The 15,478-nt window shown below is 32.8% G+C and carries 3 protein-coding genes; all 3 read left to right on the top strand.

The window, feature by feature from the left end; translation table 11 throughout:
* The first annotated feature begins 15 nt into the window (after positions 1 to 15).
* The 3 genes from BUE10_RS17380 (at position 16) to BUE10_RS17390 (ending at position 15,472) form a co-directional block, all read left to right on the top strand.
* Positions 16 to 2,406 carry an ABC transporter permease gene (locus tag BUE10_RS17380; RefSeq protein WP_073487128.1) on the top strand — a complete coding sequence of 797 codons (2,391 nt, stop codon included), beginning with the start codon at positions 16 to 18 and terminating at the stop codon, positions 2,404 to 2,406.
* Positions 2,407 to 2,638: 232 nt separating this feature from the next.
* On the top strand, positions 2,639 to 8,983 hold the full coding sequence (locus tag BUE10_RS17385) for a type I polyketide synthase (RefSeq protein ID WP_073487130.1): 6,345 nt from the start codon (positions 2,639 to 2,641) through the stop codon (positions 8,981 to 8,983).
* A gap of 15 nt (positions 8,984 to 8,998) precedes the next feature.
* Positions 8,999 to 15,472 (top strand): non-ribosomal peptide synthetase, encoded by a 6,474-nt coding sequence (locus BUE10_RS17390; protein ID WP_073487131.1) that lies wholly within the window; start codon positions 8,999 to 9,001, stop codon positions 15,470 to 15,472.
* The last annotated feature ends 6 nt before the right edge of the window (positions 15,473 to 15,478 follow it).

A 15,478-nucleotide genomic window follows, 5' to 3' on the forward strand; every position in this document is an offset into this window, starting at 1 on the left:
TAAAATATATTAAACATGTTAAAACTTAATTTTTTATTAGTATTAAGACAATTAAAGAAAGATAAAAAAACATTTTTTATTAATCTTTTAGGAACGTCTTTTGGTTTTACGGCTATCATCTTAATGTCATTATATATATCATATGAAAATAATTATGATGCATTTAATGAAAATAGTGAAAACTTGTTTAGAGTTGAAAGAACCGTTAATGATAAAAGCCAAAGTCAAATTTTTGACTCTACACCTTATGAACTGGCTAAAGAATTAAAATCATCATTTCCTGAAATAGGGAATGCTGTGGGGGCCAGAACTGTAAGCAATTATTTATCGGTAAGCGATGAAATATTTCCAAGAAACGAAGGGCTTATTACAGATAGCAATTTTCTGTCTATGTTTAGCTTTGATTTTTTAGAAGGCGATAAAAATACTGCTTTGAGCCAGCCAATGAGCATTGTGCTTTCAAAGTCATTGGCAGATAAACTATTCCCAAATGGAGCTGCCATTGGAAAAACGGTTTATATAAACAAGAAACACAACTTTACAGTTACAGGAGTTTTTGCTGATTATAGAAAAGACTCTCACATGAATATGGAGTATATGATTTCGTATAGTTCTTATGAAGGTGTTTATGGTATAAAACCTGAAAAAGGATGGGCAGAAAGTTATGTAGCCACATATATTCAGGTAAAAGATAAAGATCAGGTTGATGAACTATCAAAAAAAATAGAAAAAACATTAGCAAATCATGTTGAAGAACAAGAAGGCACAACTGAGCTGTTAAGCCTAAGGCCAATTACAGATATTTACCTTAAAACATTAGATGTACGAAGTGATGCTATGGGAGGTATACGAAATAATGTAATTGTTATTTATCTTTTTATTGCAGTGGCATTTTTTACAGGCTTTATAACAACTGTAAATTATATAAATCTTACAACTACCCAATTAGTCAACAGAGAATTGGAAATTGGAATGAAAAAAGTTTTGGGTATTTCGAAAGGACAATTGAGATATCAGTTTATTATCGAATCATTATTAATGGTATTTGGGGTTATAATTGTTTCATCAATATTAGTAAGTTCTATATTACCTCTTTTTAGTTTAGTTGTAGACAGAAACCTGTCATTAGGATTTAGCGGCAATTGGCTGTTCTTTTTAAAGGTATTTATTATTATTATATCATTAGGTCTTTTAAGTGGCTTATATCCTGTAATGTATCTTTCGTCATTAAAAATAAATTCTATTTTACAAGGAATTACTTCTATTAAAAGACGTACTTTTTTAAGAAAAGGTCTGGTGCTTTTTCAATTATTAATCGCCTTTCCTTTAATATTTCTTTCTGTTTTTATTATATCACAAATCAATTACTTAAATAACAAGGATACCGGATTTGATAAACAAGATGTTCTATTAGCCTGGATTAAAACTCCTAATCCGGAAGACAGGGAATTGCTTAAAGTTATAAAAGATAAATTACTTCAAAACCCAAATGTTATAGATTATTCCATCTCAACCGGCGCTCCCTTTTTTGCATCAGGAGATGAAATAAAATTAAACTGGGAAGGTGCAGAAGCAAATGATAAAATTTTAATGTCATCTTATTCTGTTGATTATGATTTTCAGCGTACTTATAAGCTGGCAATGCTTAAAGGAAGATGGTTTTCTGAGGATTTTTCTACCGACGCCCAAAATTCGTGCGTTATTAATGAAACCGCGGCTAAACTTTTAGGATGGGAAAATCCAATAGGAAAAACGTTAGATGACGGTCGTTTAAAAGTTATTGGTGTTGTTAAAGATTTTAACCAATTCTCTTTATTTCAAAAAATACCACCAATGATGTTATCAATGAATACTGATGACTTAGCTTATTCTCTTGTAAGTATAAAAACAAGAGGAGGCAACAGAACAGATACTCAAAAGTTTATTAATGAAACTTTCAATACAAATTTTATTGATGTACCTGTTGATTTTAGATTTTTGGATGTAGGGTTTGATGAAGGTTTTATGACCGCATTACAAAATGTTATGAAGATATTCATTCTATTTTCAGTTATCTCTATTTTGTTGGTAATCATTGGTCTATACAGCTTGATCGCATTTTCATTAACCATGCAGAAAAAAATGATTGCCATACGAAAAGTATTGGGTGCAAGTACTAAAAGTCTTTTCTTACTTATTCTAAAAGAGTATATGATTTTATACAGTATAGCATTAGCAATCAGTCTTATATTAACGTATTTCACAGTTATACAGGTTTCAAAGGTATTTGCGTACAGTGTAGGTATCCAATGGATTAATTTTTTAAGTGTAATCATAATGACCCTTGTTATTGTACTCTTTACAATATGCGGTAAAATTTGGTCTACCTCAAAAGAACATCCTTTAAATTCTATTAGTCGTTCCTAAAGGTTTACCATGAATTTTAAAAAATTCATGTTCCATAAAGATAGAATTCAATAATTAATTTCTATTAAGTATCCTATGTATTTACCACTAGCTATGCCTAAGTGGACAGGTATTTAATTGATTTTTTTTAAAGCTAAAAAAGTTAGTTGTTGGTTGTGTAATGAATTGATTTTCAATAAATATACATCCATAAAATACAATAAAAAAATGTGCAACATTTTCAAAATAAATTATGAAAGATCAAAATAAACCTATCGCAATTGTTGGTATTGGATGCCGATTTCCAGGGTCAAGTTCCTCTCCAGAGAAATTTTGGGAGATGTTATTAAACAAAACAGATGCAGTAATAGATGTACCATCAAATAGATGGGACAACAGACGCTTTTATGACGAGAATGAAAAAAAAGCTGGTAAAATCAAAGCTAAACAAGGCGGATTTTTAAAAGAGGAAATAGAGTATTTTGATCCAATGTTTTTTGGAATCTCGCCTGTAGAGGCAGAATCATTAGATCCTCAGGAAAGAATATTGCTCGAGGTGGCTTATGAAGCTCTTGAAGATGCAGGAATGTCACTTGAACAATTAAGAGGTTCTGACACTGGAGTTTTTGTTGGAGGGTTCACATTTGATAATTATCTGCTAAAAACAGCTGCTGAAAACAAGCACTTAATAAACTCCCACACAGCTTTAGGAATTTCATTAACAATGCTTTCCAATAGATTATCCTATTTTCTGGATTTAAAAGGACCTTCTATTACTATCGATACTGCATGCTCATCCTCTTTGGTAGCAACGCATTATGCTTGTCAGAGTATTTGGAGAGGAGAATCTTCTATGGCTTTGGTAGGAGGTGTTAATCTATTACTTAAGCCAGAGGTTTCTCTGGTTATGAGCAAAGGTCAATTTCTTTCTAAACATTCCCGCTGTAAAACATTTGATAGCGATGCAGCTGGATATGTAAGAGGTGAAGGCGGCGGAGTAGTTGTTTTAAAACCTTATGAACAAGCTGTAAAAGATGGCGATCAAATATATGCCTTAATAAACGGAACTGGTGTAAACCAAGATGGGAATACAAATGGTATAACTGTACCAAATAAAAATTCTCAAATGCAGCTTATACAAAAAGTATACGAAGAAAGCGGCGTAACTAAAAAAGATATTCATTATGTTGAAGCCCATGGAACAGGTACAGCAGTTGGGGATGTTATTGAATTTAGCGCTCTGAACGAGAGTTTATTTGATGATAGAGATAAATGTTTGGTAGGATCTGTAAAGACTAATATTGGTCATTTAGAAGCCGCCTCTGGTGTAGCAGGATTAATTAAAACAGCATTGTCCCTTAAGAATAATGCAGTTCCGGCAAACTTACATTTTAATATTCCAAACCCGGCTTTAAATTATGAAAACAGCATATTAAAAGTACCTACTTTATTAGAAAAACTTCCGGAAGGAGTTGATTCTTATGCTTCGATAAATTCATTTGGTTATGGGGGAACAAATGCCCATGCAGTTTTAAAACAGTTTTCTTCCAGTAAAGAAGAAGTTCAATATGATTTAGAAAAAAAGGATCATTTTATCTTTCCTATCTGCGCAAGAAGTAAAAATGCGTTAAAAGAACTTGTATCTAAATATAAATCGCATATTGAAGATAAAGACAAAAATTTTGCACAGATACTTAGTAATGCTATTTACAGAAGATCACTTCACTCAGATCGGTTAGCAATTGTTGCATCTTCAAAAGAAGAATTAATCGAAAAAATAGAAGCATTTGAAGAAGATATTTTAGTAAAAGGGGTAACTGCAGGAAATATTCTGGATAAGAAACCAAATATAGTTTTTGTATATACAGGAATGGGGCCGCAATGGTGGAAAATGGGTAGAGAACTCATCGAAAAAGAACCCGTTTTTTATAAGGCAGTTCAGGAATGTGATGATTATTTTAAGATCATTTCGGGCTGGTCAATTTTAGAAGAACTTCAAAAACCTGAAGAAACATCCAATATAAAAGAAACATCCATTGCACAGCCAGCAAACTTTGTTATCCAGGTTGCATTAACCAGATTACTGGAGCATTATGGAATTAATGCAGATGCAGTAGTGGGACATAGTGTAGGTGAAGTAACATCGGCCTATATCTCAGGGGCACTTTCGCTGCAAGATGCATTACTGGTAAGCTACAACAGAAGCCGTTTACAGCATAAAACAGCTGGTAAAGGAACTATGCTGGCAGTTGGCCTGTCTGAAAAAGAAGCCAATGAAACTTTTAAAGAATTCAAAGATGTTTCTATTGCTGCAATAAACAGCCTTGATTCAGTAACATTAGCAGGTAATCAGGAAAGTCTTGAAAAATTAATTGAAAAATATGAATCGTCTGGAATATTTCACCGTCTGTTGGATGTTGAAGTTCCTTACCACAGCCCTGTAATGGATCTTATCGAGGATGAACTTCTGGAATCCCTTAAAGAGCTTAAAGGAAAAGAAACAGTTATTGATCTTTATTCGACTGTAACAGCAGAAAAAATTTCAGGAGAGCAGATAAATAATGATTATTGGTGGAAAAATGTTCGCCAGCCCGTTCTATTTGCTAAAACAATGGATTCTTTAATGAAAGATAAGTACAATGTATTTATTGAAGTTGGACCACATCCGGTTTTGAAAAATGCAATGATGGATTGCATGAAGAATAATGAAGCATGTCATTTTTTACAAACTCTTAATCGTAAAGAACCGGAGCAATTAAATTTCTTTGAAAATATTGCTGCCCTGTTTACTCTTGGAGTTCCTTTAAAATGGGAGCGATGGGTTAATAAACTGCCGCACCTTTCTTTACCGTCATACCCATGGCAGAAAGAATATTATTGGCAGGAGTCTAATACTTCTCTTGAAAATAGAATAGGACGTAAAGGAAATGTTTTTTTAAACCAGCTAATAAATGCTCCGCAATTAACCTATAAAGTAGAGCTTAATAAATATTTTTTCCCTTTTTTAAATGATCACGTTGTTCAGGATAGAGTAGTATTTCCAGGCGCTGGTTATGTAGTTGCAGGAATAGCATTTTATCAGCAGGAAATAAGCCAGGGAAATTCTTTTAGTCTTGAAAATATAAAGTTTCATCAAATGCTTGTTCTGGATGATTTGAAGGTACAAGACTTGTATACTTCCTATAATTCAAAAAATTCCAATTTTAGCATTGACAGTAAAGATGTGGGCGATGAAACTGTCTGGGTACAAAGAGCTACAGGTAAATTTATTATAGGTGATTATATCAAAAGTGCTTCGCAGTTAGATTTAAAAGCAATATCTGATCGTTTAAATATAGTACATTCCAAAGAACAGATCTATGAAAGATTGAGCAAATCTAAACTTGATTACGGTCCTTACTTTAGAACCATAAAAAATATTGATTCATCAAAAGAAGAATCAATTGCCAAAATAGAAGGCCACGCAGCGATTGAACATCAGGATGAATTTTTCATTCACCCAACTTTGTTAGATGCCTGTTTTCAATCAGTAGTTGTATTTGATGAGTCGGAGTTTGTACCTGTATCAATAGGGAAAATATACTGTTATTTTCCTCCGGGAACCAATTTTATCTGTTATTCACGATTAATATCACGTTCAGATAGTTCAGTAGTAATTGATATGTCTATTTGTGATGAAAAAGGTAACGTAGCAATTGAGATAAAAGATTTCAAATGTCAAGAATTGAATGTAAAAGTTGAGGAAGAAGATACTTTTATTGACGATTGCTTGTTTGAGAACAATTGGATCGAAGAAAAAGCAGGTTTTGATGCTATTCCGGATACCACAGGTGTAACCTATGTTTTTGCAGATGATTATTCTTTATGCGAGCCTCTTTTAAAACAACTGGCAGGTCGTGTTGTAGTTATACAAGCAGGAACTAGTTTTAAAGAATTAGGCGAAAATTATTATATGGTAAATCCTGAAAATTTGGAAAGCATTCTCCAAATAGCAGAAAATGATTTCCAGTCTGATATTACATTAATTTATTTACCTGCAGATAATCAGGAAACTAATGAAAATTTGACAGTAAGTGAAGAATGCTTAAACCAAATAAAACCACTTTTAAATATTGTTCGTTTCTTTTCTGAGAAATCACATCATAAACTTACTTTAAACCTGATAACTTATGGAAGTCAGATTGTTAATGAAGAAGATAAGATTACCTCAATTACCTCTACAGTTTCACATGGTTTAGGAAGACTTATTGTAAATGAATTACCAAAATGGCAGGTTCGATTGATAGATTTTCAAAGAACCGATAGTCTGCTTATTTCAAAAGAAGACTGGAAGATTGCCCTGTATAAAATATACTCTGGAAAACCTTTTGAAGAAATTGCAATCAGACAAGATAAAATTTTTAGAAAAGGCACGAAAAAAAGAGAAGCAAAAGATTCAGTGTTATCCCTTGAAAATGTATTCTTTAAGGATAGATCAATGAAATTAGTGAGTTCAAAATCTAAACAATTAGAAGATTTATATTTTGAAAATACGGAAAGAGCAGAACTAAAGGCTGGTGAAATCGAAATTTTAATAGAAAATACCTCTATTAATTTCAAAGATTATTTAAAAGTATCTGGTAAAATTTATTCTGAAGCACTTGAAGGTACTTATGGTAAAAATGCAGTAGGAATTGACTGCGCTGGAATTATTACCCAGATTGGTGCTGGAGTAACCAAGTTTAAAGTAGGAGATAAAGTTATCGCCCTTGCCGCAGGTACGTTTCAATCTTATACCACTACGCCTGAACATTTAGCGGTAAAATGCCCTGAAAATTTAATTGAAGCAGAATCAAATATTGTCTTAAGTTATCTTACTGCTCTGTATTGTTTACGAGATAAGGCAAATCTGGGAAAAGGCGACAGAGTACTTATACATAATGCTGCCGGCGGTGTAGGATTAGCGGCAATTAATTATGCCAATCTGGTAGGAGCTGAAATTTACGCGACTACCGGGAGCGAAGAGAAAATGGATTACCTAAGATCTATAGGAATTAATCATGTATATAGTTCAAGAAGCCTTGATTTTGCTAAAGAAATTTTAGAAGATACTCAAGGTAAGGGAGTTGATGTTATTTTAAGTGCATTACCAAAAGAAATGCTTTATCAGAGTTTGTCCATTTTAGCTTCTTATGGAACTTATTTAGAAATAGGTAAAAAGGATATTATAGATAATTTCTCGCTTTCAATGCATTTCTTTAACAAAAACATTTCTTACATAGCTGTAGATATGGACAGAATGATAAGTGAGAGGCCTGAGAAAATTTCGATGTTATTAAATGATGTTTCAGCTTATATTAAATCTGGAGAATTAAAAACCTTGCCTGTAAAAGTGTTTACGCCTAAGACTATATCAGACGGATTTCAACTTATAGATGAAGGGAATCATATTGGTAAAGTAGTCATAAACTTTAAAGACCAGTTTATAGACGTCAAAAAACAAGGAGATACGATTTTTAAAAACGACAAAACTTATGTAATTACCGGAGGAACAAAAGGTTTAGGTTTTGAAATAGGGAAATGGCTGGTTGATAATGGCGTTAGAAATTTAGCACTTTTAAGCAGAAGCGGTCTTAGTACTTCATTAGAAAGAGAGGCAGTTGCCGAAATGGAAAAGAAAGATGTCAATGTTAAGGTTTATGCGGCAGATGTCGCCGAAATGGACCAGATGAACAATGTATTTTCTCAAATTGAAAATGATCTTCCTGAGATTTCAAGTGTTTTCCATTGCGCTATGGTATTAGACGACGGATTTTTAATTGATATGAATGAGGATAGATTTAGAAAAGTGTTAAAGCCAAAGGTTGATGGTGCAATGAACCTGCATTACTTAACTAAAAACTTAAAGCTTGACAATTTTGTATTGTTTTCTTCAATATCCTCACTTATAGGGAATGTTGGGCAGGCCAATTACATTGTTGCAAATGCCTTGTTAGATTCATTTGCTTACGTACGAAAAAGTCAAGGCTTACCTGCAACTACAATTAATCTTGGTGTTCTTTCAGAATCTGGTGTAGTATCTAGAAGCGAGAATCTGGAAATGATTCTTCAGGGAGTAGGAATTAGAAGTTTTACAAACAAACAAGTTTTGAGTGGATTAGAAAAAATACTTCATGAAAAACCAACACAAATAGGCTTTTTTGATTTGAACTGGGAACTTCTAAGTGTCAATTTAAAGGAAAGCGGACAATTTATTTTCAAAGATTTAATTGATAGTAATCTGGGATCTGTTAATGGATTAAGTCAGGAACAAGATGCATGCTTAAGTGATTTGCTTTCTTTAACCAGGATTTCTCAACAGGAATTTGTTGTGACATTCTTAAAAGAAGAATTATCCAAGATATTAAAAATGCCAAAAGATAGAATCCAATCAGATAAAGGGATAGGTTTTTTAGGAATCGATTCGATTTTATCAATTGAATTACTAAGGGTGATCAACAACAAGTTTGCGTTAAAAATGTCTTCTATGGAAATCCTTGCGCTGCCTTCTGTAAATGGATTGTCTGCCATAATAATTGAAATGATTTTGAAACAAGTGAATTTGAATGTACAAGTTTAAAACGAACAGAATTTTATGGAAATGAACGGACAAACGATACAAAGCATTTTTCTTGAAAATATTAAATCAGGAAAGGAATCTGGAATTACTTTTATTGAAGGAAATAATGGAGTTGAGTATTTATCGTATAAGAAACTATATCTCGAAGCCGGTTATAAATTATATGCTTTACAAGAAAAAGGGCTAAAGCCCGGAGATGAAATAGTATTTCAATTTCAGTCAAATAAGAGTTTTGTAATTACATTTTGGGCTTGTGTGTTAGGTGGCTTTATACCAGTTCCTATCGTATTAGGAACTACTTCGGATATTGTTCAAAAGCTTAATAAAGTATGGAAAAAACTTAAAAATCCATCTATAATAACAGATGCTTCTTTTTTAACATCTATTATAAAGGATTTTAATTTGGGGAATGATGGAGAAATAGAACAACTTTTATCAAAAATTATATATTATGATGAGTTAGCCTATACTCAAAAAGCAACAGCTGTCCCAGGTACATCCTCAGATCTGGTATTCATTCAATTTTCTTCGGGATCAACAGGATCTCCTAAAGGAGTAATGAACCAGCAAGATAGTATCTTATATAATATCAATATGTCATTGGAAAAATGCAGCATTCAGGATTCAGACAAGTTTCTGGGATGGATGCCTCTAACTCATGACATGGGATTAATTTTCTTTCACATTTTACCATTGCTGGCTAATGCTGATCAATTTTTAATGCCGCCAATGCTGTTTCTTTCAAGTCCTGAATTATGGCTGGAAAATTTATCTGTAAATGAAATCACTATTTCGGGTTCACCAAATTTTGGTTATGTGCATGTTCTCGAAAATATTGAGAAAGCAAAATTAGAAGATTTTTCTTTTGACAAATTAAGGCTAATGATTAATAGTGCTGAACCAGTATCTATTGAAACCTGTAGAAAATTTGCAGAAACGCTTAAACCATATGGTTTTAAAAAAGAAGCTGTCAGCCCTAGTTATGGCCTTGCCGAAGCTGTTTTGGGAGTGTCTTTATATAATGAAGAAGATGGTTTTAAAGAACATTTTTTAAATCGACATAAATTAAGCATTGGGGATGAGGTTGAGTTTCTGGAATCAAATTCCAGTACTACTGCTTCTTTTGCAGATTTAGGCACCTACAATCGTACTGAGATAAAAATTACGAATGAAACAGGAGAAACTTTATTAGATGATACACTTGGCATTATTCAATTAAAAAGCCCTGCAATGACCGCGGGTTACTATAATGATGAGGAAGCAACTCAGGAAGTAATTTCAAATGATGGATGGTTCAATACAGGAGATGTAGGGTTTATTCATAACAGCCGATTGATTATAACAGGCAGAAAGAAAGAAATGATTATCATTAATGGGCAAAATTATTTCCCTAATGATTTAGATAGTTTAATAGAAGAATTGCCTGAAATAAAATTTCAGCAAGCAGTTTCATGTAATGTTTTTAATGAAGAAAGCCATCAGGACGAATTATTTGTATTTGTTCATTATTTAGGTGAGGTTAAGGATTTTGTTGTTTTGGCAGATGCTATAAAAAAGATAATAAGCGAACGCATTGGTGTTACTGTAAAAAAAGTAATTGCTGTAGAAAAAATACACAAAACAACAAGCGGAAAAATCCAACGTTATGTACTGCGTGATAAGTATTTGAATGCAGAATACGATGCATTTTTAGATGAATTTGAAAAAGCTAAGAAACATTTAGAAGACGATTCTTATGTAGCTCCGGTGACTGATTTAGAAAAACAGCTGGCTAAAGTTTGGCAGGACTTTTTTGGAATTGAACGAGTAGGAACAAAAGACAATTTTTTTCATCTAGGTGGAAATTCTTTAGGAATAGGGATTTTGGCAGTAAAAATCCAAAAGGAATTTGGAATAAGTTTAGATGTCAGCCAATTATTTAGAAACACCAATTTTGCAGATCAATTAGAAATAATTAAAAATTCTCTGGGAAAATCAATTGTTACAATTGAGTCTGCTCCTGTAAAATCATATTATCCGTTATTTAGTACTCAAAAAAGATTATTTATTCTGAATCAAATGGATACAGAATCAATCTCTTATAATACTCCGGTAGTATTAAAAGTAGAAGGCGATTTAGATGTTCAATTATGCGAGGAAGTTTTCAAAAAAATAATCAGCCGACATGAAATTTTAAGGACTTCTTTCCATGATTTAGATGGAGAACCAATACAAAAAATTCATGATAAAGTTGATTTCAGCATTCAATATATTGAGAATGAAGAAGAAAATATCCAGGAATTACTAAAAAAACATATCAAGCCTTTTGATTTAAGCGAGCCTGCTTTAATTAGAGTATTGATTAGTAAAGAAAACAATGTAATTACTAATATCATATTAGACATTCATCATATTGTTATAGACGCGGCTTCATTTGAGGTTTTGATAGAGGAATTTCAAACTTTGTATGGAAAAGGACAATTAGATGAATTAAGTGTTCAATATAAAGATTTTGTGGAGTGGCAGGAAAAAAAGCTGAGAGAGAAAGAATTAACTGCCGAAAAAGAGTTCTGGTTACAGGAATATAGTGTGGTCCCAGAAACTTTAAACATGCCTTTTGACTTTCTTAAATCTAATATAAAAAATGCTGATGGCAGTACGGTTTCTTTTGAAATTAATCCAGATAAAAGAAAAAAATTAGAGGATATATGTAAGCAGCAGGGAGTAACAATGCCAACCTTAACCCTGACAATTTTTTACGTTTTACTATCAAAATTAACCAATCAGGAAGATATCATAATTGGTACTTCTACAATTGGCCGCTGGCATAGTGAATTTAAAAATTTAATAGGTTTATTTATTAACACATTACCGCTGCGCTGCGCTGCAAAAGGAGATTTAGAATTTTTAGAGTTTCTGGATAATGTTAAAACACATGTTTTAGATTGTCTTGCTAACGAAGAATATTCATTTGACCGACTATTAAATCAATTAGAATTAAAACCCAATGCAAACAATAATCCTCTATTTAATGTCACTTTTGAGTACCATAATTTCAATTGGTCAGGTGTAGAACTGCCAGGCTTGCGATTATCTAAAATAGATCATCCTAATATGTTCTCAAAATTTGATTTGGTACTGCGTGTGGTAGAAAAAGAAAACAGCAGTGTTTTTAATCTGGACTATCAAACTAATTTATTTAAAAAAGAAACTGTAGAACGTTTTGCTTCTTATTACAACAACATTATTGACTGGGTTTTAGATGGAAAAAATGGTGCACTTAAAGAAATCGAAATTTTATCTAATGACGAGATTTCTCGACTATTAGAAGAGTTTAATAATACCGAAGAAGTTTACGAAAAGGGGAAAACGGTTTTGGATATATTTTCGGAGCAGGTTTCATTAAAACCAGAAACCGCTGCTGTTGTTTTTGGAGAAAAAAGTATTTCTTATAAAGAACTCGACCATCAGTCAACAAACTGGGCCGGATATCTTATGGAATGCAATGTAAAACCAGGAGACGTTGTAGGTCTTATCATGACGCGTTCTGTAGATATGATTACGGCCATGTTTGCTATAATGAAAACAGGGGCATCTTATGTGCCTATAGATCCTGCTCAGCGTATTTCCCGTGTGGTTTTTATGCTTGAAGAATGTAACGCAAAAGTGGTCATTTCAAATAGTATAGAAAAACCAATAGAGTTGGAATCGTATACTTATATCAATGTTGAAGAACTAAATAATTTAATAACACCGGATTATAAAGCAGCATTACCAAAAATAGCAGCTGAGGATTTGATGTATATCATTTTTACATCAGGATCTACAGGAAAGCCTAAAGGCGTAATGATAAAACATAATAGTGTTATCAATTTGGTAAAAGGGTTAAAAAACCGTGTTTATAATTCGTATGGAGATAAAACTTTACATATAGCATTATTAGCATCCTATGCATTTGATGCATCTGTACAGCAAATATTTGGAGGATTATTACAAGGACATAGTTTGTATATAACAGATGATGAAACTCGTAAAGATGGGGTTAAATTGATAGCTTTTTATAATGACAATAAAATAGACCTGTCAGATGGTACTCCAACACATCTTCGCTTTTTTGTTGATGCACTGACAGAAAACAGCACATTAAATACTTTATCCAGCTGGATATTGGCTGGTGAAGTTTTACAAAAGGAATTGGTTAGGACTTTTTATTCAAAACTGGGAACAGGAGTACAATTGTATAATTTTTATGGTCCTACTGAAGCCTGCGTAGACTCTACAGGATATAAAATAGATCCGGAACAATTAGACCTTCATGATTACATTCCAATTGGGAAACCACTGCCTAACGAAAGAATTTACATTACAGATCAATATGGCAATTTAGCTCCAATAGGAACTATAGGAGAATTATGTATTGCCGGCGATGGATTAGCGTTAGGATATGTTGGCGACGCGGAACTTACTGCTCAAAAATTCAACTCTGAGTGGATGTTTAATAAAGAGCGAGTATACCGAACCGGAGACATGGCAAAATGGTTAAATGATGGTAATATAGAATACCACGGAAGAAATGACGATCATGTTAAAATAAGAGGATATAGAATACATCTGGGAGAAATTGAATTGGTTTTAAATAGTTTACCTCAAATTCAACAATCTGTGGTTATGGTAAATGAAGACTCTAACCATAGTAAACAATTAGTTGCCTATGTGGTTTGTGAGGAAGAGATTAAAAACAAAGAAATTCAAGAGCTGTTAGAGGAGCACCTGCCAGAATATATGGTGCCAAGAGTTTATGTGCACTTATCAGCCTTTTCAATGACAGATGGTGGTAAAATCGATAAAAAAGCGCTACCGGCTCCAGAAGCTGCCAATAATTATGTTGCACCAACAGAAACATTACAAAAACAATTTGTAGAGCTTTGGCAAGATCTTTTAGGAGTCGATCAGGTTGGTATTCATGATAATTTTTATGAACTGGGAGGAGATTCCATCAAGGCTATTCAGCTGGCAAGCCGAAGCAAAGCAATAGGAATTCATTTTCAGGTAAAGGATGTATTTAATTATCAGACTATTTCTGAGATTGCACTGCATTTAAAGAGTACAGATACAGCAATAAAAGAGACAGGGTTTTTGGCCGGAGATGTACCGTTACATCCAATTCAAAAACTTTTCTTTAAAAGAGAGTATGAGGCAATCAGCCATAATAACCAGTCCATATTACTTAAGGTATCAAAAGCAATTACAAAGGAAAGTCTTGTTTTTGGTTTGTCAGAATTAGTAAAACACCATGATGTTTTGCGAATAAATTTTTATAAAAATGAGGGCTCATTATACCCTTCACAAAAATATGAATCGTCTATTCCAAAACTACAAGTAGAGCAGGTACTTTCTTTAAAAGATATTCCTGAAATAGGTACAAAATACCAATCAGACCTGGATATTTTTAAAGGTGATTTAGCTCGCTTTGTATTGTTTGAAACATCGCAGGAAGAAGAAGAGAATAGATTATTTATTGCAATACACCATTTAGCTGTAGATGGGGTTTCTTTACGAATTCTAACAGAAGATTTTATAAACCTTGTCGAGAACCATTCGTCTGGAAGTAAATTTTCTCTGCCCGCTAAAGGAACTTCGTACCGCCAATGGGGAGAACATTTAAGAGTTTATGCCTCTACAGCAACACTGGAGAACGAATATATCTATTGGAAAGAAGTATTATCTAATTATTCACCACTGCCTGTAGATATATCTTACGATAAAAGGATCAGTTATGAAGAGACAGAAAAGATTCAGGTTTCATTACCATCTGCTTTAACCCATTTACTGGTACATGAAACAAATAGTATGTACGGAACAGAAATCAATGATATTTTGATTAGTGCATTATCCATGACATTATCAGAATGGACAGGTGCTCCTAAAGTAGTTATTGCTTTAGAAGGACATGGAAGAGAAGAATTATTTGAAGATGTAGATATTAACAGAACAACAGGTTGGTTTACCAGCGTTTATCCGGTTTGTTTAGACTTAAGTGACGTAGACGACATAGGTATTTTAATAGCAGACACAAAGGATATGCTAAGAAATATTCCTAACAAGGGAATTGGGTATAATGTATTGCAATTCGAATCGAAATCTGAAAAAATCAAATCTGACTTATCAATATTCTACGAAGATTTAATTTTTAACTATTTAGGTGATTTTGACAATAGTTTTTCTAAAGAAACGAAAAACAGTATTGGCTTAGCCTTAGAACCTACGGGGTTAAATATTGCAAAACAAAACGTAAATCCTTATAAGATAGCTGTAGATAGTATTATTGTAGATGGGACTTTATATCTGGATTGGAAATACGATACAAAACGTTACAAAAAAGAAACGATTCAAAAATTAGCCAATGCTTATATAGCTGCATTAGAGGATATTCTTTCTTATAGTAATGACATTTTTAATCAAGGTGGAAATCAAACCAAAGACGAAGATTTTGAAATTATCTCTTTATAAATCATT

This window comes from Flavobacterium sp. CF108 (genome assembly GCF_900129795.1).
Classification (GTDB): Bacteria; Bacteroidota; Bacteroidia; order Flavobacteriales; family Flavobacteriaceae; genus Flavobacterium.